This window comes from Phenylobacterium sp., from assembly GCF_046590535.1.
Taxonomy (GTDB): domain Bacteria; phylum Pseudomonadota; class Alphaproteobacteria; order Caulobacterales; family Caulobacteraceae; genus Phenylobacterium.
This window is the reverse complement of sequence record NZ_JBKJTG010000171.1, coordinates 24,120-46,754: the sequence shown is the minus strand read 5'-3', so window position 1 is coordinate 46,754 and position 22,635 is coordinate 24,120. Positions and strand designations below refer to the sequence as shown.

19 protein-coding genes are annotated in these 22,635 nt (G+C 70.6%); 2 read left to right on the top strand and 17 right to left on the bottom strand.

Annotation, left to right across the window (positions count from 1 at the left end; translation table 11 throughout):
• Positions 1-1,089, bottom strand: a 1,089-nt coding sequence (locus tag ACLL81_RS10370) for an acyl-CoA dehydrogenase family protein (protein WP_411288262.1), incomplete at its 3' end; no start/stop codon positions are given.
• Between the two features lie 149 nt (positions 1,090-1,238).
• On the opposite strand from ACLL81_RS10370, the gene pepN reads away from it, so the two are divergent.
• Positions 1,239-3,872, top strand: coding sequence for an aminopeptidase N (pepN, locus tag ACLL81_RS10365; protein ID WP_411288261.1), 2,634 nt, complete (start codon positions 1,239-1,241; stop codon positions 3,870-3,872).
• 88 nt (positions 3,873-3,960) lie between these two features.
• Positions 3,961-5,820 carry an ATP-binding protein gene (locus tag ACLL81_RS10360; RefSeq protein WP_411288260.1) on the top strand — a complete coding sequence of 620 codons (1,860 nt, stop codon included), beginning with the start codon at positions 3,961-3,963 and terminating at the stop codon, positions 5,818-5,820.
• Here the strand turns inward: ACLL81_RS10360 and ACLL81_RS10355 are convergent.
• From ACLL81_RS10355 to ACLL81_RS10280, 16 genes are all read right to left on the bottom strand, one after another.
• Positions 5,770-6,285, bottom strand: a complete 516-nt coding sequence (locus tag ACLL81_RS10355; RefSeq protein ID WP_411288259.1) for a periplasmic heavy metal sensor — start codon at positions 6,283-6,285, stop codon at positions 5,770-5,772. The genes ACLL81_RS10360 and ACLL81_RS10355 overlap by 51 nt on opposite strands.
• Entirely contained in the window at positions 6,285-6,710 is a 426-nt protein-coding gene (locus ACLL81_RS10350; RefSeq protein ID WP_411288258.1) for a hypothetical protein, read from the bottom strand. Before ACLL81_RS10350 ends, ACLL81_RS10355 begins: the two co-directional genes overlap by 1 nt.
• Position 6,711: 1 nt before the next feature.
• On the bottom strand, positions 6,712-7,260 hold the full coding sequence (locus ACLL81_RS10345; RefSeq protein WP_411288257.1) for an RNA polymerase sigma factor: 549 nt from the start codon (positions 7,258-7,260) through the stop codon (positions 6,712-6,714).
• Positions 7,261-7,292: 32 nt separating this feature from the next.
• Positions 7,293-7,739, bottom strand: coding sequence for an EF-hand domain-containing protein (locus tag ACLL81_RS10340; protein WP_411288256.1), 447 nt, complete (start codon positions 7,737-7,739; stop codon positions 7,293-7,295).
• A 71-nt stretch (positions 7,740-7,810) separates the two neighbouring features.
• Positions 7,811-10,672, bottom strand: coding sequence for a bifunctional [glutamine synthetase] adenylyltransferase/[glutamine synthetase]-adenylyl-L-tyrosine phosphorylase (locus ACLL81_RS10335; protein WP_411288255.1), 2,862 nt, complete (start codon positions 10,670-10,672; stop codon positions 7,811-7,813).
• Positions 10,673-10,706: 34 nt separating this feature from the next.
• Positions 10,707-12,110 (bottom strand): sensor histidine kinase, encoded by a 1,404-nt coding sequence (locus tag ACLL81_RS10330; protein ID WP_411288254.1) that lies wholly within the window; start codon positions 12,108-12,110, stop codon positions 10,707-10,709.
• Positions 12,111-12,128: 18 nt separating this feature from the next.
• On the bottom strand, positions 12,129-12,800 hold the full coding sequence (locus ACLL81_RS10325) for a response regulator transcription factor (protein ID WP_411288253.1): 672 nt from the start codon (positions 12,798-12,800) through the stop codon (positions 12,129-12,131).
• 29 nt (positions 12,801-12,829) lie between these two features.
• Positions 12,830-14,416 carry a Do family serine endopeptidase gene (locus ACLL81_RS10320; protein ID WP_411288265.1) on the bottom strand — a complete coding sequence of 529 codons (1,587 nt, stop codon included), beginning with the start codon at positions 14,414-14,416 and terminating at the stop codon, positions 12,830-12,832.
• Positions 14,417-14,563: 147 nt separating this feature from the next.
• The gene (locus ACLL81_RS10315) at positions 14,564-15,016 is read right to left on the bottom strand and encodes a cytochrome c-type biogenesis protein (protein WP_411288252.1); all 453 of its coding nucleotides are present in this window, start codon (positions 15,014-15,016) and stop codon (positions 14,564-14,566) included.
• Positions 15,013-16,989 (bottom strand): heme lyase CcmF/NrfE family subunit, encoded by a 1,977-nt coding sequence (locus ACLL81_RS10310; protein WP_411288251.1) that lies wholly within the window; start codon positions 16,987-16,989, stop codon positions 15,013-15,015. The genes ACLL81_RS10315 and ACLL81_RS10310 overlap by 4 nt, the downstream gene beginning before the upstream one ends.
• Positions 16,986-17,486, bottom strand: a complete 501-nt coding sequence (gene ccmE / locus ACLL81_RS10305; RefSeq protein WP_411288250.1) for a cytochrome c maturation protein CcmE — start codon at positions 17,484-17,486, stop codon at positions 16,986-16,988. Before ccmE ends, ACLL81_RS10310 begins: the two co-directional genes overlap by 4 nt.
• Positions 17,483-18,562, bottom strand: coding sequence for a c-type cytochrome biogenesis protein CcmI (gene ccmI / locus ACLL81_RS10300; protein ID WP_411288249.1), 1,080 nt, complete (start codon positions 18,560-18,562; stop codon positions 17,483-17,485). Before ccmI ends, ccmE begins: the two co-directional genes overlap by 4 nt.
• Positions 18,563-18,606: 44 nt before the next feature.
• On the bottom strand, positions 18,607-19,980 hold the full coding sequence (locus ACLL81_RS10295; protein WP_411288248.1) for a hypothetical protein: 1,374 nt from the start codon (positions 19,978-19,980) through the stop codon (positions 18,607-18,609).
• A gap of 81 nt (positions 19,981-20,061) precedes the next feature.
• A complete protein-coding gene (locus ACLL81_RS10290) occupies positions 20,062-21,528 on the bottom strand; it encodes an ATP-binding protein (protein ID WP_411288247.1) in 1,467 nt (488 codons plus the stop codon).
• Positions 21,497-22,189: a response regulator transcription factor gene (locus tag ACLL81_RS10285; protein ID WP_411288246.1), complete on the bottom strand. Its 693-nt coding sequence runs from the start codon at positions 22,187-22,189 to the stop codon at positions 21,497-21,499. Before ACLL81_RS10285 ends, ACLL81_RS10290 begins: the two co-directional genes overlap by 32 nt.
• A 26-nt stretch (positions 22,190-22,215) precedes the next feature.
• On the bottom strand, positions 22,216-22,560 hold the full coding sequence (locus ACLL81_RS10280; protein WP_411288245.1) for a PepSY domain-containing protein: 345 nt from the start codon (positions 22,558-22,560) through the stop codon (positions 22,216-22,218).
• Positions 22,561-22,635: the final 75 nt, after the last annotated feature.

The following is a 22,635-nucleotide window of genomic DNA, read 5'->3' as shown; positions in this document are numbered from 1 at the left end:
GCTGACGAGGCGTTCTTTCCAGACCCGAGGCGCACCGGCCACCAAGCTTAGTTGACGCGAGCGGCGGTAGAAGAGGTGGCAGTCCATCTCCCAGGTGAAGCCGATGCCGCCGTGGGTCTGGATGTTTTCCTTGGACGCGAACCAGTAAGCCTCTGACGCGGAGATCCGCGCCGCACTGGCCGCCACAGGCAATTCGGCTGCGTTGGTGTTCAGCGCCCAGGCTCCGTAATAGGCGTTGGAGCGGGCCAGTTCGTTCTTGACGTAGATGTCGGCCAGCTTGTGCTTGATGGCTTGGTAGGAGGCGATCACGCGCCCGAAGGCGTAGCGCTCCAGGGCGTAGGCCTTGGCCATCTCCAGGCAGCGGTCTGCGCCGCCGCACTGTTCGAAGGCCAGCAGCACCGCGGCGCGATCTAAGATCTGCTCCAGCAGGGCGAAGCCCTCGCCCGCCGCGCCCAGCCGCTCAGCCTTGGCGCCCTTGAACGTCAGCCGGGCCGCGTCGCGGGTCGGGTCCAGGGTCTTCAGCGCATCTCGCGTCACGCCCTCGCCCGTCAGGTCCACCAGGAACAGGCCAGCCTGGCCGTTCTCCTTGGCCAGCACCAGCGCCAGGGTGGCGATGTCGCCGTCGGTCACCGGCAGCTTCACGCCGGTGAGCTTGCCGCCGCTGACGCTGGCCTGCAGGGTCGCGGCGCTGAGCACGCCGGGGCCTTCCGAGGTCGCCACCGCGCCGATAACCTCGCCGGCGGCGATTTTCGGCAGGATGGCCGCCTTCTGGGCGTCATCGCCCGCCAGCATGACCGCTTCGGCCAGGAAATAGACCGTCGAGGCGAAAGGGATCGGCGCCACCGCGCGGCCCAGTTCCTCGGCGATGACGCAGAGCTCCAGGTGGCCCAGGCCCAGGCCGCCAAATTTCTCGGGGATCGCCGCCCCCAGCCAGCCCTGCTCGCCAACGGCCTTCCACAGCGCCGCGTCATGGCCCTTGGCGTCGTCGTCGAGCACGGCGCGGACGCGGCTGGTCGGGCTGTTGGCCTCGAGGAACCTGCGCGCCTCGGACTTCAGGGACTTCTGGTCGTCGGAGAAATCGAAATTCATGCCTGCCCTATCGCCTCGGTTGCGCCCGGTCTCGGCGTTTCCTAAGGGCACGAGCATACCTCGCGCGCGGCGGGCGTTGAAAGTGTGACCTCGCGTCAGCCCTGCTCGCCGCCTTGGCGCCGCCCCGTTCGGGGGACTAGATGCCGGCCATGCGCACCGACACCCCCCAGCCGATCCGGCTCTCCGACTACCGCCCGCCCGCCTTCCTCGTCGACGAGGTCCACTTGACCTTCGACCTGGCGCCCAGCGCCACCCGCGTTCGCGCCCGGCTGCAGGTTCGCCGCAACGGCGACCACGCCGAGCCCCTGTGGTTCAACGGCGAGCGGCTGAAGGCGATCTCGGTGGCCATCGACGGCCGCGTCCTGGGCGAGGCCGAGCGCACCATCGACGCCGAGGGCCTGACCATACCGGGCGCCCCTGACGCCTTCGTCCTGGAGACCGAGGTCGAGATCGACCCGGCCAACAACAAGGCCCTGGAAGGCCTCTACATGTCGGGCGGCCGCTTCTGCACCCAGTGCGAGGCGGAGGGATTCCGCAAGGTCACCTTCTGGCCCGACCGCCCCGACGTGCTGTCACGCTTCACCGTGCGCATCGAGTCGGACCAGGCGTTCCGCCACCTGCTTTCCAACGGCAACCTGATGGAGAGCGGGACCTTGCCTGGCGGGCGCCATTTCGCCGTCTGGAACGACCCCTTCCCCAAACCCTGCTACCTGTTCGCCCTGGTGGCCGGCGAGCTGGACGTTCTGGAGGACAGGCTCGTCACCATGAGCGGGCGCAGCGTAGCCCTGCGCATCTATGTGGACTTCGGCATGGCGGCCCGGGGCGCCTACGCGATGGACGCGTTGAAGCGCTCGATGACCTGGGACGAACAGGCCTTCGGGCGCGAGTACGACCTCGACCTGTTCATGATCGTGGCGGTCCGCGACTTCAACTTCGGGGCCATGGAGAACAAGGGGCTGAACATCTTCAACTCCTCCCTGCTACTGGCCGACCCCGCCACCGCCACCGACCAGGACTTCGAGCGCATCGAGAGCGTCGTGGCACACGAGTATTTCCACAACTGGACCGGCAACCGGATCACCTGCCGCGACTGGTTCCAGCTCTGCCTCAAGGAAGGCCTCACCGTCTTCCGCGACCAGAGCTTCTCCGGCGACATGCGCGGGCACGCCGTGCAGCGGATCAAGGACGTCAAGGCGCTGCGCGCCCGCCAGTTCGCCGAGGATCATGGTCCCCTGGCCCATCCGGTGCGGCCGGCCAGCTACCAGAAGATCGACAACTTCTACACCGCGACCATCTATGAGAAGGGCGCGGAGATCATCCGCATGCTGATGCTGCTGATCGGGCCCAAGGCGTTTCGAACCGGCATGGACCTCTACTTCGAGCGTTGGGACGGCCACGCCACCACCGTCGAGGAATTCGTCGGATGCTTCGCCGAGGCCTCCGGCCGCGACCTCACCGACTTTTTCGCCTGGTACGAGCAGGCCGGCACCCCAAAGGTGACGTTGACCAGCCGCTACGACGCTGAACGCCGGGCGCTGGAGCTCAGGCTGGCGCAGGAGACCGCGCCGACGCCGGGCCAGCCCACCAAGCGCCCCCTGCCGATCCCAGTGGCCTTGGGCCTGCTGGATCAGGACGGCCGCACCCTGGCCTTCGAGCGTGACGGCAATGCCTGCGACGAGACCGTCATCGTGCTGTCTAGCGCAGAGACTAGGCTGACGCTGACCGGCGTGGACCGGGCGCCGGTGATCTCCGCCCTGCGCGGCTTCTCCGCCCCGGTGCGCCTGGACACCGACGCGGAGCCCAAGGACCTCTACGTCATGCTGGCCGGCGACCCCGACCTGTTCAACCGCTGGGAGGCCGGTCAGGAGCTGGCCAAGAGCCTGATCCTCGGCCGCGCCGACGGCCAGCCGGACGAAGTAGGCGAGGAGCGCTATGCCGAGGCTGTCGGCCGCGCCCTGGCCAACCAGGCGGCCGATCCGGCCTTCAAGGCTTTGCTGCTGGCGCTGCCCACCGAGGGCGACCTGGCGCTGGCCATGAAGTCCGCAGACCCGGCCGAGCTGCACCAGGCCCGCGAGGCCTTGCGCCTGCGCCTGGCGCTGCACCTTTCCGAGGAGCTCCGCCACCTTCACACCGGCCTGCAGGACCTAGGCGAGTACACTCCGGACGCCGCCGGCGCCGGCCGCCGGGCCCTGCGCAACGCCGCCCTCGACCTCCTGGCCGCCAACCCCCGCGCCGAGGTGGGCGACCTGGCGCTGGGCCACTACCGCGCCGCTGGCAACATGACCGACGCCATGGGCGGACTTACCGCCCTGATGCTCATTGGCGGCGAGGCCTATGAGGAGGCGCTCGCCGACTTCTACGCGCGCTGGACCTCCGAGCCTCTGGTGATCGACAAATGGTTCGCCCTGCAGGCGCGCGACCCGTCCGAAGCCGTCCTCGGCAGGGTCATGGGCCTAACTGCCCACCCCGCGTTCGACACCAAGAACCCCAACCGGCTGCGGGCCCTGGTCTCCACCTTCGCCAACTTCAATCCCGTCCGCTTCCACGACCCTAGCGGGGCCGGCTACCGGTTCCTGGCCGACCAGATCCTCGCCGTCGACGGGTTCAACCCGATGACCGCCGCCAAGCTCATCGACCCGCTCGGCGGTTGGCGGCGCTACCGCTCCGATCTCGGTGAGCTGATGAGGGGGCAACTGCAGCGTATCGCCGCGGCGCCCAGGCTTTCCCGGAACGTCTCGGAGCTGGTCGGACGGGCTCTCGACGAGGCCGCCGACCCAGACTGATCGCCCCGTGACGCTAGGCGCCGCCGAGGTTAGACTCTGATTTGCATTGGGGGTGATTTGCATCGTGGGCGGGGAGGAGCGGCGGGCGTTGGCCGGACGCGCAGGCGACAACGCGGCTGACGCCAGACCGCTGGGCCAGCCCGCCGGCCTTGCGCTCACGCGGCCGCCAACCCAGCGCTTCGCCCGCGTCGCCATTCTGGCCGCCCTGCTGCTGATCGCCGTCTACACCGCCATGGCCGTCTTGCGGCTCCGGGCCGGGCCGCAGAGCCCGGACGAGCAGTTGGTCTGGGTGCTTGTCCCGCTGGCGGTGGCCTTCGCCCTGGGCGTGCTGCTGTGGATGGAATCCCGCCGGGTCGAGCGCACCCACGCCGCCTACACCGACTCCGAACAGCGGTTCCGCTTGGCCGTGGAGGCCGCCCGCTGCGGCATCTGGGAGTGGGACCTGGCCAGCGACACCATCTTCATGTCCGACGTCACCGGCGACCTGTTCGGCTGGCGCGGCGGGGTGGTGGACGGCCAGCAGGTGCTGGATCGGGTCTCGCCAGGGCACCGCGACGGTCTGCGCGAGGCGCTGAGCACCGCGGCGGTCTATGGCGAATTCGACGTCTCGTTCCGGGTGCCCAGCCTGGCCGGCAGCCGGCCGGTGTGGATCGACGCCCGGGGTCAGGGCTTCGGCAAGAGCCCGGAGGGCGGCTTCGCCCGGATCATCGGCGTGGCCCTCGATGTCACCGAAGAGCGCCTCGCCCAGGCCCGCGCCCAGTCCGCCGAGAGCCGGCTGCGCGACGCCATCGAGAGTGTCTCGGAGGCCTTCGTGCTTTGGGACCGCAACGGGCGGTTGCTCATGTGCAACCGCAATTTCCGCGACTTCTTCCGACTGGAGGCCCAGGTGCTGAAGCCCGGCGCCTCCCGCGAGACCGTCGAGGCCACCGCGCAACTGGCCATGCGCCAGGAGTTCCCGGCGGCGGGGGGCCAGGACGTCCGCGAGGCCGAACTGGTGGACGGCCGCTGGGTGCAGATCACCGAACGCCGGACGGCCGAGGGCGGCCTGGTGGTCACCGCCGCCGACGTCACTGTGCTGAAGACCCAGGAGGAGGCCCGCCGGCGCAACGAGGAGGAGCTGCGCAAGGTGGTCACCAACCTCGAGCGCAGCCAGGAGCAGCTCTCGGAACTGGCCCGGAAGTACGAGGCCGAGAAGGTCCGCGCGGAAGGCGCCAACCAGGCCAAGAGCGAGTTCCTGGCCAACATGAGCCACGAGCTGCGCACCCCGCTGAACGCCATTAACGGCTTCTCCGAGATCATGGTGGGCGAGATGTACGGCCCCCTGGGCGACAGCCGCTACCGCGACTACTGCCGCGACATCCTCAACTCCGGCCAGCACCTCCTGGCCCTGATCAACGACATCCTCGACATGTCCAAGATCGAGGCTGGCAAGCTCAGCCTGCGCTTCGAACCCATGTCCCTGGAGGAAGTGGCCGAGGACGCCCTGCGGCTGGTGCGCAACCGCGCGGAGACCGCCGGTCTGACCCTGTTGCTTGACTTCGTGGAGCTGCCGGATGTGGAGGCCGACTACAGGGCCATCAAGCAGGTGCTGCTCAATCTGCTCTCAAACGCGGTCAAGTTCACGCCCCGAGGGGGCCGCATCACCATCCGCGCCGAGCGCCGCGAAGACGCCCTGGGGGAGCGCGTGCGGGTCAGCGTGCAGGACACCGGCATCGGTATTGCGTCGGCCGACCTGGAGCGGCTGGCAAGGCCGTTCGAACAGATCGAGAGCCAGCAGGCCAAGACCCAGCAGGGCACAGGCCTGGGCCTGGCGCTGACCAAGTCGCTGGTTGAGATGCACGGAGGCCTTCTGGACCTGCGCAGCGCGCCGGGCCAGGGGACGACGGCCAGCTTCTCGCTACCGGTCCGGCAGACCGCCCTGGCGCTGGCCGGGATGGCGGCGGCCTGAGCCTTCCGACCGGCCCCTGGGTTGCGACAACGCCTCGCCGAACCGCGCCCGCTCGGCGGCCGGCAAGGTCGCAGCGAAGCCTACAATCCGCTGATCCATCTGCGACCGGGCTACCTGTTCGATGGCCAGCGAGCGCTGCAGGTCGGCCTGCACAGCCGCCGGGTCCAGGGGCTCCCGGCCTAGCTTGAGGAAGGCCTCGCGGCGAACGGTCCTGGCCTCGCGCATCTGCGGGCGCACCTCGCGGGTCTGGTCGCGCCAGGCGTCGCGCCAGGCCTCGCGGCGTTCCGGCGGCAGGCTGAGCGCCGCGGCGGCCATCGGCCCGCCTGGGCGGTGCGCCATGGCCTGCATCGGCGGCGGCGCGCGGAACCGGTGCCCCAGCGCGCCTGCGCCAACCAGGGTCCCCGCCAGGAAGAGATTGAACGCCAGGGAGACGAACAGGATGATCAGCAGCATGCGGCGGCTCATCAGGCCGCCTCTTCCTCGGCATAGAGGCTGAACTCAGCGTCCTCGCCGGCAGAAGCGGCGAGGGTCTCAGCCGAGGCGCTCGGCAGGTTGGAAACCTGCACGCCGACGATCAGGCCGGCGGCGCAGGCCGCCGCCAAGCCCGCCCCCAGGCCGACAGGGGTCAGCCAGCTCAGCCAGGCCGGCCGCCGACGCCGCTGCGGCGCGTGCGCCAGGATGGCCTCGGCCAAGCCGCCGGAAGCCGGGGTGAACCGGAACGCGTCGAGGGCCTCGTCCATCCGCCCGGCGTCGGCCAGCAGGCGCTGAGTGAACGCCGGCTCCGCGGCCATCAGCGTGGCCGCCGCGTCGCGTTCCGCGGGCGGCCAGCGGGCCACGTCCCCGCCATAGGCCTGGGCCAGCGCTTCGAACCGTTCGTGCGTCAAGTCCACGTCAAGGCTCCACCATGTCCGCCAGCGCCAGCCGGAGCGCGCGCCGGCCGCGACCGAGCAGGCTTTCCAGCGCCTCGACGCTGACGCCCATCGCTGCCGCGGCTTCGATATTGCCGAACTCCTGATAATGGCAAAGCACGATCGCCTCCCGCTGCCGGTCGGGCAGCGCCTGCAGCGCCGCCGAGACCCTGCGTCCGGTGTCGGCCGCCTGCAGGCCACGATCCGGTGCCGGCCCCTCGTCCACCTGTTCCGGGGGTTCGGCTAGGACGATCTCGCGCCGCTGCCGCAGCCGGTCGTAGCAGAGGTTGAGCGCCACCCGGTGCAGCCAGGTGTCGAACCGCGCCACGCCCGGCCGCCAGCCCGCCGCATGCTTCCAGACCCGCAGGAACGCCTCCTGCGCCACGTCCTCGGCTTCGGCGGCGTCGCCCATCATGCGCTGGCCTAGGCTCAGTAGCCGAGGCAGTTTGCGAGCCACCAGCGCGCGGACCGCGGCAGGGTCGCCTTCGGCCACGCGCACCAGCAGTTCCTCGTCCGGATCGGACCGATCCAAGCCTGACCTCTCCGGCCGCGTACACGCCGGGGCTATGCGGGGCCTTGGCCGCCACCCGCCCCGTTCTGCCGCATCATGCTCAGCTCTTCAGGGGAGAGCCAGCCATCCTTGTTGGCGTCGGCGGCGTCGAAGCGGCGTTTGCCGCCGTCCGCATCCATCTCGGCCTTGGTGACGGAACCGTCGCCGTCGATGTCCATCCGCTGAAGCATCCGACCGCCGGCGGCCTGCGCGCCACCTGAGGCCTGGGCGCGCTGGCCCATGGCGGCCATCTCGGCCGCCACGAGCTTGCTGTCGTTGTTGGCGTCAAGGCGGGCGAACATGCGCGCATTGCGCTGAGAATGGATCGCCGAGAACTCCGCGAAGGTGACCTTGCCGTAACCGTCGGCGTCTGGGTTGGCCTGACGGCCGCCGGCAGGCTGGGCGCTGGCGGCGCTGGCCAGAAGGGCTGCGGTGGCGGCCGCAAGACTGAGACGCATCATGAAAGGTCCTTCGAAAACAGGGCGATCTCGCCGTCCACCCCTTCCACGCCTGCGGTTAGGCTTTCCGTCGGTCACCCCGCGACGAGGGTCTCGTAGGCCTTCCGAGCTGCGGTCCGGGAACGCTCCAGCTTGGCGCTCAGACTGCGGAAGTCTCGCGCCTCGCCCGCCCGGGCCAGCAGGACCCGGAATGCCTTCGGCTCGGCCCCAGGATCGGCGTGGTCGTCCAGGGCCACCTTGAGGAGCTGGGTAAGATCCTGCTGCAGACGCCAAGCCTGAGCAAGAGCCTCAAGCGGCGCCGGCGGCGCAAGCAACGTCTCCGCGAACGCGGCGAAGGCCTCCGCCGTATTGGCCCTCAGCGGCCCACCGTCGCCCGCGTTGACCAGCTGCAGGAACTGGGCGGCGAACTCCATGTCCACCAGGCCGCCCGCCGTCAGTTTCAGGTCCCACTCGCCCTTTGGCGGGCGTTCCTGCTCAAGCAACTCGCGCATCTCGCGCACGTCGGCGGCGATGGCGGCGCGGTTGCGGGGGCGCCGCAGCGCCGCCTCGATGGCCCCGCTGGCCGACTGCGCGAACGCCTCAGAGCTGGCCCAGACCACCCGGGCGCGGGTCAACGCCAGCAGCTCCCAGGTCTCCGCCTCGCCCTGGTAGTAGTCGCCGAACGCCGCGAAGCTCACCGCCACCGGCCCTTTGGTGCCGGAGGGGCGCAGCTGCATGTCCACCTCGTAGAGGCCGCCCTCGGCCGTCTGGCTGGCGAGCGCCGCGATCAACCGCTGGGTGAAGCGGCCATAGAAGGTCTCGGCCCCCCAGCCCTTCAGCGCCGAAGCCGCGGCGGGCTCATCGGCGCGGTAGAGGGTCATCAGGTCGAGGTCAGAGCCGGCGCTCATTTCCCGTGACCCGCACTTGCCCAGCGCCACCACGGCCACAGCGCCAGGGAAGTCGCCGCCCAGCCGCACGGTCTCGGCCAGGGCCGCCGGCGCCAGCGCCCCGATGCACAGGTCGGCCAGGTCGGCGAAGGCCCGACCGGCGATCTCTGCCGTGGCGGTCCCGCTCATCACCTGGACGCCCACCCTGAAAGCCTGTTCGCGATGCACCCGCCGCACCGCGTCCATGGCGGCTTCGAAACCGTCGGCGTCCGCCAGCGCACGCTGCATGATGGCGCGGTCCTCGGCCAGGTCGATGGTCTCGAAGAAGGCGTTGTCCAGCATGGCGTCGAGAGCCGCCGGACGCCGGGCGAGCGTCGAGGCGAGCTTCGGCGCAAAGGCCATCACCTCCACCACCAGCTCGAACATCCGGGGCTGGGCCAGGAACAGCGACTGCAACTGCACCCCCGACGACAGCCGCGAGAAGAAGTCGGCGAACCGATTGAACGCCGGGTCCGGCGCGCCGGTGGCTTGGGCGGCGTCCAGCAGGCGCGGCGCCAGGCGGGTGAACAGCTCGCGGCCCCGCTCGGTGCGGGTCGCCGGGATGTTGCCATGGTGCCAGCTGCGGATGGTCTGCGAGACTCTGGGCGGATTGGAGAACCCCATGCGGGCGAGGGTCGCCAGCGTCTCCGAATCGTCGTCGACCCCGGTGAATACCAGGCTGCCGAACTTCGACGACAAAGCCTCCTCCTGCGGGAAGAGTTCGCCGTAGCGCGCGTTCACCGCCTTCAGCAGGCGGGTGATGGCCGCGTCGAAGCTCTGTAGCCGGTCGTAGCCGGCCAGGGCCGCGACCCGGCGGCGCTCCGCATCCGCCTCCGGAAGGCGGTGGGTCTGCTCGTCGGCCAGCATCTGGATGCGGTGCTCAATGGCGCGCAGGGTGCGATAGGCCTCGGCGAGCTCGGCCGCCGTCTCTGGCGCCACATGGCCAGCTTCGCTCAGAGCCTGCAGGGCGTCCAGCGTCCGGGAGCTGCGCAGCGCCGGGTTGCGGCCCCCCAGGATCAACTGCTGGGTCTGGACGTAGAACTCGATCTCGCGGATGCCGCCGCGGCCCAGCTTGACGTCCACGCCCTTGGCGGAGACCCGCTCGTCCACCTTGTGGGCATGGATCTGGCGCTTGATGGAGTGGATGTCGGCGATGGCCGCGAAATCGAGGTTCTTGCGCCAGACGAAGGCCGCCAGTTCGTCCAGGAAGGCTTGGGCGGCGGGCAGGTCGCCGGCGCAGGCGCGAGCCTTGATGAAGGCCGCCCGCTCCCAGTTCTGGCCCACCGTCTCGTAGTATTCCAGGGCCGCCGGCGCCGCGACCGCGACCTGGGTGGATGACGGATCGGGCCGTAGCCGCAGATCCATCCGGAAGACGTAGCCGTCGCCGGTGCGTGCCTGCATCAGGTCCGACAGGCGTTGGGTCAGGCGCACCGCGAAGGCTTCCGCCGCGATCCCGTCGGCCAGCGGCATCCGCTCGGCGTCGTAGAACACCGATACATCGATATCGCTGGAGTAGTTGAGCTCGAAGGCCCCCTGCTTGCCCATCGCGATGCAGAACCAGCCGGGCACCGGGCCCTCGTCGCCCGCGCCCAGGCCGGTCAGGCGGCCGGCCTCGACCTCGCCCCGGGCGGCGACCACCAGGGCCGCCTGGACGGCGGTGTCGGCGAAGCGGGTCAGGGCGCCCGTCACCTGATCCAGGTCCCAGACGCCGCCCAGGTCGGCCAGAGCGGCCAGCAGGTGCAACTCGGCCTTCAGGTGGCGCAGCGCCGGCTGGGCGTGGTCCAGGTCGAGCGCCGCCACCTTGGCGGTGCGCTTGAGCAGGCTCTCCAGGCGGACCTGGGGTTCAGACGCCAGCAGGTCGGCCAGCATCTTGGGGTAGCGCCGGGCGAGACGTGCCAGATAGGGCGAGGCGGCGAATACCGGCTCCAGCGCCGGCCAAGCCTTGGCGTCCTTGACCAGGTCACGGGCGCGGGCGGCGGCCTTGGCGTCCAGCGTCGGGCCGCAGGGCTTGAGGCTTTGGGCGAGCGTCATCTGCCCTGGGGCTTCCACCCGGGCGAGGGCGCGGTCAAGCGGCGCGCGGCAGGATCAGGGCCACCCGCAGACCGGGGCCCATCTCGCCCACCAAGCCAGGGCCTTCGTCGAGTTCGAGACGCCCACCGTGGGCCTCGGCGACCGCAGCCACCAGCGACAGGCCCAGGCCCGCCCCGGGCTCGTTGCGGCTGTTCTCAAGGCGCACGAAGCGGTCGACCACCCGCGTGCGGTCCTCAATCGGCACGCCTGGGCCGGTGTCGGTGACCGAGAACTCCACCTCGCCGGAGGAGCGCCGGCGCACCCGCAGCATGATCGCGCCGCCCGAGGGCGTGTACTTCACCGCATTGTCCAGGATGTTGGCCAGAGCCTGGGCCAGGAACTCGCGGTTGCCGCGGATCGTCAGGTCCTCGGACAACTCGGCGGCGAACTCGATGTCTTTGTCCTCGCAGAGCGGCTCGTAGAGTTCGGAGATGTCCGCCGCCAGCTCGGTAGGGTCGAACATCACCGGATCGGGCGCAGCGCCAGCGGCTTGCAGCCGCGCGATGGAGAGCACGGCGCCGAAAGTCTTCAGCACCCCGTCGGTGTCGGTCAGCGCCTGGGCGAGGGCTTCCTTGGGATTTCCCTTGCCAGCCTCTACGTCCAGGGACGCGGCCTCCAGCCGGGCCCGCAGCCGAGTGAGCGGCGAGCGCAGGTCGTGGGCGATGGCGTCGCCGGCGTGCTTGTGGCCGGCCATGGAGCGCTCCAGCCGGTCGAGCATCTCGTTCACCCCAAGGGCCAGCTCGTCGAATTCGTCGCGGGCGCCGCGCACCCTGGCGCGGGCCCCCAGATCACCGTTGCGCACCGCGTCAACTACGTCCGTCAGACCAGCCATGCTGCGCGAGACGTTGCGGCTGACCAGCACCCCACCCGCAAGGCCCAGGACGATCACCAGCGCGCCGGCCCCCCACAGCGCCCGGACGATCTTGACCACATAGGCCTCGTCCGCCCCCACGTCGGCGCCCACGAACAGGATCTCCCCGCCGCTCAGCCGTTCCTGCAGGCCCCGGGCGGGGTGCTTCAGCGCCCTGCCCTGCACATCGGTGTCGGTGACCTGGAAGGTGGTCCAAGAGGGTTCGCCCTCGAACTCCTCCACCGGCGACTGCTCGATGGAGCCGGAGATCCGGCGCCCGTCGCGCGACATCAACAGGTAGAGGAACGGCCGCTCGCTGGACGCGCGCTCGATCAGCGACTGGTTCACCGCGTCGACGCCCGCCCGGTCATAGGCGCCGGTGAGCGAGCGCATCTCGCGCCGGATGTCCGTGTCCGTGCGCCGCGTGGCCTCGCCGGCCGTCGCCACGTAGATATAGGCCAGAAAGGCGCTCGCGGCGCTGGCGAACAGCGCCAGGAACAGCAGCGTCAGCCGAAACGGCGTGGTGCGGAAGATGCGCGGCAGGCGCAAGGCAGCGGCCCGCCGGGCTCAGGCGTCGAGGCGGTAGCCCGCCCCGCGGACGGTTTGCAGCATCGGCCGGTCGAAGCCCTTGTCGATCTTCGAGCGCAGGCGCGAGATATGCACGTCGATGACGTTGGTCTGCGGGTCGAAGTGGTACTCCCAGACCTTCTCCAGCAGCATGGTGCGGGTCACCGACTGGCCAGCGTGCCGCATCATGAACTCCAGCAGTTGGAACTCGCGGGGCTGCAGATCGATCTCCTTGCCCTGGCGGTGCACGGTGCGGGCGATCAGGTCCATTTCCAGCTCACCGACCCGCAGCAGGGTCTGCACGGACCCCGTCTCCCGCCGCCGGGCCAGGGCCTCGATCCGCGCCGAGAGCTCGGCGAAGGCGTATGGCTTGACCAGATAGTCGTCGCCACCGGCCTGCAGGCCCGCGACCCGGTCGCCGACCTCGCCCAGGGCGGACAGGAACAGCACCGGGGTCTGGTCGCCCTCGCGCCGGATGGTCTCGATCAGGGTGACGCCGTCCATCTTGGGCATCATCCGGTCGACGATCATCACGTCGAACTCGCCGGTCTGGGCGGCGGCGAGGCCCGCCTCGCCGTCAGCGGCGCGGGCGCAGTCATGGCCGGCCTCGGTCAGGCCCCGCTCCATGGCGTCGGCGGCTTCGAGGTCGTCCTCGACGATCAGGATTCGCATGTGATTCCGCCCCCCGCAGAGCCGCTAGCTTATCCCGAAACCTTCAGAGGCAGGAAGGCGGTGCGGCCGTTGCGGAACACCCACACCAGCACGCTGGGCCGCCCGGCCCGCTTGGCGGCGTCGACCACAGTGGCCACATCGGCGGCGGCCAACACCGGGCGCTCGCCCACCCGGGTGATCACGTCGCCGCGGCGCAGGCCCTTCTGGCCCGCGTCGGAGTTCTGATCGACCGCGGTCACAACCGCGCCGCGGACCTCTGCCGGCACGCTCAGTTGGCGGCGCGTCGCCTCGTCCAACGGACTTAGCGTCATGCCCAGAACCGCCGGAGCCGCGACTTGCGGCGGCTGCGCCCCCGGGGCCTGACGGCCGCCCGGCGTGTTGTCGTTGGAGGCCAGCTCCCGTTCGGACGGGCGGGTGCCGGAGCGGACCTCGACCACCCGGCGGCGGCCATCGCGGATCACGTCCAGGCGCAGCACGTCGCCGGCCTGGGCGCGGGCGACCTCGCGGGTCAGCTCCGAAGAAGTTTTCACCGACTTGGCGTTGACCGAGACGATCACGTCGCCGGGGGTGAGGCCGGCGCGCGAGGACGGCCCGCCTGGCACCAGGTCGCCGACGATCGCGCCGCGCTGTTCGCCCAGACCCTGGGCCTCGGCCATGTCCGCCGTGAAGTTCTGGATCGAGGCGCCGATGTAGCCGCGGCTGATCTTCCCGCCGGACATTAGCTGCTTGGTCACTGCGTCGGCGACTTCCGAGGGGATCGCGAAGCCGATGCCCACCGACCCGCCGGAGGGCGAGAAGATCGCCGTATTCACGCCGATCACCCGGCCATAGATGTCGAAGGTCGGACCGCCGGAATTGCCCCGGTTGATGGGGGCGTCGATCTGGATGTAGTCGACGAAGGTCTCGCCGATGTCGCGGCCGTAGGCCGAGATGATCCCCGCCGTGGCGGTGCCGCCCAGGCCGAAGGGATTGCCCACGGTGATCACCCAGTCGCCGACCCGAGGCTTGCCGGCGTTCTCGAAGTTCACGAACGGGAAGTTGACGCCCTTGACCTTGAGGACAGCAAGGTCGGTGCCTTCATCGCGGCCGACCACCACGGCTTCCAGCTCGCGCTCGTCCTTAAGCACCACCTTGATGCTCTCGGCGTTCTCCACCACGTGGTTGTTGGTGACCACATAGCCGTCCGCGGAGATGAAGAAGCCCGAGCCGGACGACTGTTGCGACGGCAGACGCGGCTGGCCGCGCTCGGTGCGCCCGCCCTGATCGCCGCCCTGTCCGGGTGTGCCACCGCCCTCCTCGTCCGGCTGACCGCGCGGGACGATGCCGAACGGCAGGCCGGGGAAGCCAGGGATCTGGCGAAGCGCGCTGGCCTCGGCCCGGCTGGTCACGTTGATCGACACCACGGCGGGCGAGACCCGGTCGAAGATGTCGGCGAACGACATGGGCGCGCCCGGCGGCGGCGCGAAGATCGGGGCGGTGGACGCCTTGATGAATCCCGAGGGCTGCTGTCCGGCTTGGGCCTCCGGAAGGCGCATCCCTGCGCCCGCCACCGCGGCGGCCATGACACCGGCGCCGGCGACGGCGCCCAGGAGGTATCCGGTCTTCTTCGAAGTCATAAGCCTCATGTTCCCTGTACGCTCTTCGTCCGACTTCGGATGCGCGCCCGACAAACCTAGGTGCGATGCACGAGAGTGCAACGCCCCTCAAGTTACCTTTAGGTCACCCTGCCCGCGCCATCGCGTCGGATATTTGGCGCAATCGTGTCAGGCCTGATCTTTGTCCGCCAGCCGTTCGACGCGCTCCGCCTCCAATTCCGAAAGCTCCACGTCCGGCCTTCGGTTCCGGAGACGCCCGGCCAGTAGGCCCGCGCCCAGCAACGCCACCAGGAACGGCCCGGCCCAGAGCGCCAGGTTGCCCACGGAGAAGGCCGGCGTCATCAGCACGAATTCGCCGTAGCGGTCGGTCAGGAAGCCCTTGATTTCGCCGTCGCTGCGGCCGGCGCGCACCTGTTCGCGGACGATCTGGCGTAGGTCCTGGGCCAACTCGGCGCTGGAATCGTCGATGGACTCGTTCTGGCAGACCAGGCAGCGGACATCGCGGAAGATCGTGCGGGCTCTCGCCTCCTGGCCGGGGTCGGGCAGGCGCTCGGCCGGGTCGGAGGCCGCGGCGAGCGACGCCACACCAGCCAGGGCCGCGAAGAGCGCCCGCCACCTCACGCGGCCGCCCCTCCCCGCCGGCGTCCGGCGGCAAGCCGCAGCCGGCGGTCCGAGAGCGAAACGAAGCCGCCCAGCCCCATAATCGCGGGGCCCAGGAAGATCAGGCTGGCCCAGGGGTTCCAATAGGCCCGCACCAGCCAGACCGGCTGGCCGGCCGCCTCGCGCCGCTCGCCCAGCACCACATAGACGTGGCTGAGCCCCTGGTAGCAGAGACCCACCTCCGAGGTAGTCTGGCCGCCCGCCGGATAGAACCTGCGCTCGGGCGACGGCGCGCAGATCGGCTGTCCGTTTCGGGTGATGCGAAGCTGCGCCCGCTCGGCGTCATAGTTGGGCCCGTCCACGTCGCGGATGGCCGCCAGGGTCACGTGATAGGCGCCAGCGTCCAGGCTGCCGCCCACCGGCAGCACCTCGGCGGCCTCGACCTTCCAGGTGGTCTCAAAGACCGCGCCCAGGGTGAAGACCCCAAGGCCCAGGTGGGCCAGGGTCATGCCCCAGGCGCCGCGCGGCAGGCCGGTGAGCCGGCGCCAGCTCTCGGAGGCCGGCGCTCTGAACGCCCGTGTGCGCTCGACGATCTCGGCCGCCGCGCCAGCGATCAGCCAGGCGCCCAGGGCCACTCCCGCCGCGCCCATCGCCTTCTTCGGGCTGACTAGCGCCAGGGTCGCCAGGCCAGCCCCCGCAGCGATCAGCGCCGCAAGCCACAGCCGCTGGGCGACGCCCGCCGCATCGCCGCGCTTCCAGGTCAGTAGCGGCCCCGCGGGCACGATGATCAGCAAGGCGGCCATCAGCGGTGTGAAGGTCAGGTTGAAGTAGGGCGGGCCCACCGAGATTGCCTCGCCGCTAATCGCCTCGCGGATCAGCGGGTAGAGCGTGCCGAGCAGCACCGTGGCGGTGGCGGCGGCCAGCAGGATGTTGTTGAGCACCAGGGCGCTCTCCCGGCTTACCGGGGCGAACACCCCGCCTTGGGCCAGCTTCGGCGCACGCCAGGCGAACAGGCAGAATGCCGGCCCCGCCGTGACGCCCAGGATCATCAGCAGCAGGACGCCCCGCGCGGGATCGACTGCAAACGCGTGCACCGACGTCAGCACACCGGAACGCACTAGGAATGCGCCTAGCATCGAGAAAGTGAAGCCCGCCAGCGCCAGAAAGACGCTCCAACCGGCGAGCGCGCCGCGCTTTTCGGTGACGATGGCCGAGTGCAGCAGGGCGGTGGCCACCAGCCACGGCATGAAGCTGGCGTTCTCCACCGGGTCCCAGAACCACCAGCCGCCCCAGCCCAGCTCGTAGTAGGCCCAGAAGGCGCCGAGCGTGATGCCCAGGGTGAGCATGCTCCAGGCCGCCAACGCCCAGGGCCGGACCCAGCGCGCCCAGGCGGCGTCCACCCGGCCCTCAATGAGCGCCGCTACGGCGAAGGAGAACACCACGGACATGCCGACGTAGCCGGCGTAGAGAGCCGGGGGATGCACCGCCAGGGCCGGGTCCTGCAAAAGGGGGTTGAGCGAGCGGCCCTCCACGGGGGCGTCCGCCAACCTCGCCAGCGGGTTCGACGCGAACACGGTGTAGGCCAGGAAGACCACGCCCAGCGCGCCCTGCACCGCCACCGTCGAGGCGCGCAGGCCCCGCGGCAGGGTCCCGCCCAAGCCCGCGGCGGCGGCGCCGAACCCGGTCAGGGCCAGGCACCAGAGCAGCATGGAGCCCTCATGGCTGCCCCAGGTTCCGGCCACCCGGTAGAGCAGCGGCTTTTCCGAATGGGAGTTGGCGGCCACGTTGGCCACTGAGAAATCGGAGGTGACAAAGGCGTACATCAGGGCGGCGAAGGCCACCGCCACGGCCAGGAAGGCGCCGAGCGCCGCCCCCTCGCCGGCCGCGGCCAGCACCGTGGCGCGACGCAGCCGCGCGGCGGCCGACAGCGCCACTTGGGCCACCGAGAGAGCCAGCCCCAGAATCAGGGCGAAGGCGCCGATCTCCGCGATCATCGGGCGCCGCCTTTGGGCGACGGCCGCGCATAGTCCGGGGTGGTCCCGTCGCCGCGCCACTCGCCCTGTTCCTTCAGCGCGTTGGAGATTTCCCGGGGCATGTAGCGTTCGTCGTGCTTGGCCAGCACCCGTTCAGCCTCGAACACCCCGTCCGCGCGGTAAGATCCGGTGGCCACGATGCCCTGGCCCTCGCGGAACAGATCCGGCAGGTCGCCCTGGAACACCACCCGGTCGGCGGCGGTCTGGTCGGCGACGGTGAACTCGACCCGGCCGTCGGGGTGCTTGACCACCGAACCCGCGGTCACCAAGCCGCCGAGTTGCACCGAGCGGCCCACCGGGGGCTGCGCGGCGCGCGCCTGCGAGGGCGTGTAGAAGAACGAGATCGAGTCCCGCAGGCCCCACAGGGTCAGGCCCACGGCCAGCGCCAACACCGGGGCGATCGCCGCCAGCAGGGTCAGGCGGCGGCGCGCCTTGCGGGACTTGGGCAGCCAGCTCATCGCATGGGCTCCGTACGCGCGGCCTGAGCCAGTTGATCGAGGATTTCGGCCTGGCCGGCGTAGCGCGCCTGGGCCGCCCTCAGCGCCGCGTCCCGCTGCGCCGTCTCGCCGAGCACCGAATAGGCCCGCACCAGCCGCACCCAGCCTTCCGGGTCGTCCGGGCTGGCATCAAGCCGCTGGGCCAGTCCCGCCACCATGCCACGGATGGCGGTGAGCTGTTCGTCGGACACCGACGCCACCGTCGCCTTGCCCTCCGCCAGGGCCAGCGCCGCCTCGACCGCGCCGCGCCGTTCGTCACTGGCCGGCACATCGGCCAGCAGGGCGCGCAAATCGGCCGCCGCCTCTGCCTTCGCACCCGCAGCCTGCTTGCCCTGGGCCCGGTAGAACCGCGCGGTGACGTCCCCGGGCTCGCGCCGCAGCACCTCGGCAAACACCTGCGCCGCCTCGGGTTTCACCTCGCCCCCGTCGCGATAGACGATAGCCTCGGCCAGCAGCCGCCACAGGTCCGTGCGTTCCGGCGCCATGGCTACGGCGCGCCGCAGGGCCCGCACGGCGGCCGGAGGGTTCTCCGACGCGCCCTCCGCCAAGGCCAGCAGGCGCAGGCCCTCGGGATCGCCGGGGCGTTCCTTGACCACCTGGCGCAGCACCGCGGCGATCTCGGCGGGCTTGAGGGTGGCGAGGTCGCCGCCGCGCCATGCGGCCAGGCGCGGGGCGTAGGGCTGGTCGGCCAGCCCCGGCGAGCCAAGGGCCAGGTAGAGACCCAGCGCCAGGGCCGGCGCCGCGACAACCGCCGCCAGCACCGGACGGCGGCCGGCGGCCTCGGCGGTCCAGGCCTCAACGGGGGCGTCGGCGGCCCCCAGCAAACGGCGGCCGGCCTCGGCGTGGGCGCTCTTGCGTTCGGCCTCGCCCAGCAGGCCGCGGTCGGCCAGGTCGTCGATTTCGGCGAGCTGGCGGCGATAGAGAATGGGCGTGGGATCGGCGGCCTCGACGGCGGAGGCGGCCCGGGCGGCGCGGAAAAGGGTGAGGCCGGCGGCTGCGGCTGAAATGACGCCGGCCACGACCCAGAACAGGAACATGGCCGAGCGTTTAGCCGAAAGCGCCCGTGGGCGCGAGTGGGTCCTCAGCCGTGGGCGGCCATGGGCAGGTCGGGATGGCCGGCGGCGGCGGCCCGGCGACGCACCAGGTCGGCGGCCTTCTCGCCGCGGACCAGCAGCGCGAACTGCGCGGCCACACCCAGGAAGGCTTGGGCGATCGCCTCGTCCTCCACGTCTCCGGTCTTCAGATAGTCGAGAACCTCCTCGACGTAGTGGTCCAGGAGGTCGCCCAGCTTCTCCAGCATCTTGCCCCGCACGGCGGCGAAACCCCCGTAGTTGGCGCTGGAGCGAATTTCCTGGGCGAAAGTCAGCAACATCAGCGCCCGCGACACGGTCTTCTCGTCTGGCGGCACGGTCAGCCTGGGCACCGTGCGGCGGATGCGGGCCAGCTTGGCGGCCTGGGTGGGCAGCGCCTGGGTGGCGTACTTGTCGGCGTCGCGCAGACGGGCCTCCACGACGCTCGCCAGGGTTTTCTTGTGCTTGGCGATGCGTCCGCCCCAGCCGTGCTCAGGGCCCAGGTCGACGCAGTCCTCGATCTCGGCGGTCTTAAGGGTCACCCCTTCCACCAGCTTGCCGGCCGCGACGGCCGCCGCCGGCCCGCCGTCCAGGTCCAGGTGGCCTATGGCGTGCAGGGCGTCGTCGATCTCCTGCATCACGCGCTCGCCGAAGCCGGCCATCTCGCTGTCGGCCAGGTAGCGCTCGGTAGGCTTGTCCATCACCGCCGAGATCACCCGAAGCACCATCCAAGGATGGGCCATCTGGGCGGTGAGCATCTCGAAGAACCGCGGGCCGGCGTCGTCCGCGAGGGCGACGGCGTCCTTGTAAGCCAGGCGGGCGGAGGCGGTGGTCTCCTCGCCGGAGTGGGCGATCCACTCCGGCAACCTCAGGGTGGCGCGGCGCACCACCGCGCCCAGATCAAGACAGGCCGCCAACTGCTCGGCGCCGCCCGGGCGCGCCCGGTCGCAGAGTTCGGCCGCCTGGACGAACTCACTCACCTGGCCGTGGCGCACGCCGTAGGCGACGATCTGGGACAGGGTGTCGAAGGGTTCGGGTGAACTGTCGTCGGGGCGGAAATCGGTCAGCGCCAGGGCTGCCTCGGCGACCTCGTCCGCCGCGGTGGCCTTCAGGCCGCGCCAGATCAGCCCCAGCGCCCGCGCCGGGAAGATCAGGCAGCGCGGGTCACTGCCGTCGCCCACGCACATGGGCGCGATGGGTTGCAGAACCATGTTGCGTAGCCGCCGGTCCCGGACCTCGGTCTCCACCAGCCGGCGCACGCTGCCCAGGGCGGAATCGGCGCCCGTATCGGCCAGCGCCGCGTGCAGGCCGGCCACGACCTTGTCCGGCGCGGTTTCCACCAGCGTCCGCACAATCTCGATCTTGCGCTCGGGAAGCGCGGCCATGCGTTCGGGCTCCGGGCGCGGACAATCGCCCGCAGCGTCGGACTATGACGAACGCCGGTTAAGGTTTTCCGAAGTCAACCATCAGGCTTCCGCCCGCGGCAGATCGATGTTCAGCGAAAGGCCGCCTAGGACGGCGTCGCCCAGCTTGAGCGATCCGCCGTAGGCCCGGGCCAGTTCGTCGACGATGGACAGCCCTAGGCCCGAGCCCGGGGCGTTCTCGTCGAGACGGGCGCCGCGTAGAACGACCTCATCGCGACGGTCGGGGGGCAGCCCAGGCCCGTCGTCCTCGATGGTCAGACAGAACCGCTCCGGGCCCAGGTCCGAGACCGCGACGCGGACCCTGCCGCGGCACCACTTGCCGGCGTTTTCCATGCCGTTGCCGGCGATCTCCAGGAGGTCCTGGCGCTCGCCCTGGAAATAGAGGTCCTCCGGCGCATCCCAGTCGATGGCCACGCCCTTGTCGCGAAAGATCCGCTCCAGCGTGCGGGTCAGTTCGTCGAGCACCTCAGCGACGGAGGTCCGCTCTCCCTGCCCCTGGGTGCGGGCCGCGGCACGGGCGCGGCGCAGATGGTGATCCACCTGCTGGCGCATCAGTTCGGCTTGGCGGGTCACCACTTCGGCCAGTTGCCCCGGCTGCTGGCTGGCCTCGGCGATCATCACCGAGATCGGCGTCTTCAGGGCGTGCGCCAGGTTGCCCACGTGGGTGCGCTGGCGCTCGACGGTCTCCTGGTTGTGCTCCACCAGGGCGTTCAGTTCGTCGGCCAGCGGCTTAAGCTCCTCGGGGTAGGTCTCCTTCAGCCGCTCGGCCTTGCCCCGGCGCACCGAGGCCACCTCCCGCCGGAGCTGGAACAGCGGACGCAGGCCCACGCGGACCTGGATGATCACCGCCCCGATCAGGCCGGCGCCCAGCAGGATGAAGGCCGCCGCGGTGGTTACGATGAAGTTGCGCACGTCGCGGTCGATCTCGGAGCGGTCCTCCGCCGCCAGGAAGATCACCGGCGTAGCGCGACCCGGCAGCGATGCCTGGCGCGCCATGGCCCGAAGCGGTCGCGCCCGCGGCGAGCCGATGGTGTCCGCCCCGGCCGGGTCGGCGCCGACGCCCGGGGTGTCAAAGGCGATCGGCTCGCCCGGATTGGCTTGCAAGCGCTCCACCAGGCCGGGGGGCGTCCTCAGCTCTGAATCCCAGAGGGAGCGCGATGGCACCAGCACGCGCAGGCCGCCCGTGGGGGTCGGCTCGGCGATCTCCCAGTAGCGACCGGAAAAGGCCCGCAGGGCGCGCAGGTCGGTGAGCGCCGGGGCCAGCACCTCGCCATCTTCCACGGTGGAGCCGGCCAGGAGGTTGTCGATCAGGTCGCTGAGGCTCTGGTCGAACCGGCGGATCGCTTGTTGCTGGAACAGCAGCGCGAACACCAGGGCCGAGACCACCAGGGCCGCGAGGCTCCAGCCCACCGCAAGCAGCACGAGCCGCCGGGCGAGCGAGGGCCGGCGCAAGCCCTCCGGGATCAACGGGTCCCGATCACGGGTTGGCCGCCTGGGGATCGACCTCATCTTCCGGGCAAGCCAGGCGATAGCCGAGGCCGCGCACGGTCTCAATGCGCTCGGCGCCGATCTTCTTGCGCACCCGGCCGATGAACACCTCGATGGTGTTGGAATCGCGGTCGAAGTCCTGGTCGTAGAGGTGTTCCACCAGCTCGGTGCGGCTGATCACCCTGCCCTGGTGCATGATCAGATAGTGCAGCAGCCGGTATTCCAACGAGGTGAGCCGGAGCGGCTCGCCGTTGACGCTGGCCCGGGCGGCGCGTGGATCGAGGCGGAGCCCACCGCAGGCCAGGTTGGGCGTCGCATGGCCGGCCGAGCGCCGCAGCAGGGCGCGCAGGCGGGCCAGCAGCTCCTCGGTGTGGAAGGGCTTGGTCAGGTAGTCGTCGGCGCCCGCGTCGAAGCCAGCCACCTTTTCGCTCCAGGCCCCGCGAGCGGTCAGGATCAGCACCGGGCTGGCCATGTTCTCGCGCCGCCAGCGCTCCAGCACCGACACCCCGTCCACCTTGGGCAGACCCAGGTCGAGGATTACGGCGTCATAGGGCTCGGTTTCGCCCAGGAACTGGGCTTCCTCGCCGTCCGGCGCATGGTCCACCGCATAGCCGGCGTCGCCCAACGCCAGCTTCAGCTGGCGCGACAGGTCAGGATCGTCCTCGACGAGCAGGATACGCACGGCGTCCCTCTTCCCTCAAAATCAGCTCAACCGCCTTGGCGGCCCAGGATTTGACCGCTTTCGGCGTCTACGACGAAGACCACCACGCGGCCGTCCGGCAACTGCCACTGGACGAAATAGGCGGGCCTGCCGCCTGCGTCGCCCTGGGTGGTGTTCAGGTGCCGACCCGGCGTCCGCTGGGCGATCATCGACAGAACGCGCGACAGCGGCGCCTGGCGCCCGGACCTGACGCCGTCGCGGGCGCGGGTCTGGTCGCCCCGGTCGGCGCCCAGCACCGGCCGGCCATAGTCCTGCGCGATCGCCGCCACGGGGACAGCGGTCCCTAACAGGGCGGCCCCCAGCAGGGCGGTGATGTGGCAGCGGCGTTTCATGACGGTGAACTTAAGGAGCCGGGACTGAACCAAGCCTGAATGCCGGGTTTATGGGGCCGCCGCGCGGTTCTGTCA

Coding starts and splice junctions, on each gene's coding strand:
- ccmE (WP_411288250.1), bottom strand. CDS start 17,486: ATGAGCTGGCTGCCCAAGTCCCGCAAGGCGCGCCGCCGCCTGACCCTG.
- ACLL81_RS10280 (WP_411288245.1), bottom strand. CDS start 22,560: ATGAAACGCCGCTGCCACATCACCGCCCTGCTGGGGGCCGCCCTGTTA.
- ACLL81_RS10340 (WP_411288256.1), bottom strand. CDS start 7,739: ATGATGCGTCTCAGTCTTGCGGCCGCCACCGCAGCCCTTCTGGCCAGC.
- ACLL81_RS10325 (WP_411288253.1), bottom strand. CDS start 12,800: ATGCGAATCCTGATCGTCGAGGACGACCTCGAAGCCGCCGACGCCATG.
- ACLL81_RS10295 (WP_411288248.1), bottom strand. CDS start 19,980: ATGGCCGCGCTTCCCGAGCGCAAGATCGAGATTGTGCGGACGCTGGTG.
- ACLL81_RS10310 (WP_411288251.1), bottom strand. CDS start 16,989: ATGATCGCGGAGATCGGCGCCTTCGCCCTGATTCTGGGGCTGGCTCTC.
- ACLL81_RS10335 (WP_411288255.1), bottom strand. CDS start 10,672: ATGACGCTCGCCCAAAGCCTCAAGCCCTGCGGCCCGACGCTGGACGCC.
- ACLL81_RS10290 (WP_411288247.1), bottom strand. CDS start 21,528: ATGAGGTCGATCCCCAGGCGGCCAACCCGTGATCGGGACCCGTTGATC.
- ACLL81_RS10320 (WP_411288265.1), bottom strand. CDS start 14,416: ATGACTTCGAAGAAGACCGGATACCTCCTGGGCGCCGTCGCCGGCGCC.
- ccmI (WP_411288249.1), bottom strand. CDS start 18,562: ATGTTCCTGTTCTGGGTCGTGGCCGGCGTCATTTCAGCCGCAGCCGCC.
- ACLL81_RS10355 (WP_411288259.1), bottom strand. CDS start 6,285: ATGAGCCGCCGCATGCTGCTGATCATCCTGTTCGTCTCCCTGGCGTTC.
- pepN (WP_411288261.1), top strand. CDS start 1,239: ATGCGCACCGACACCCCCCAGCCGATCCGGCTCTCCGACTACCGCCCG.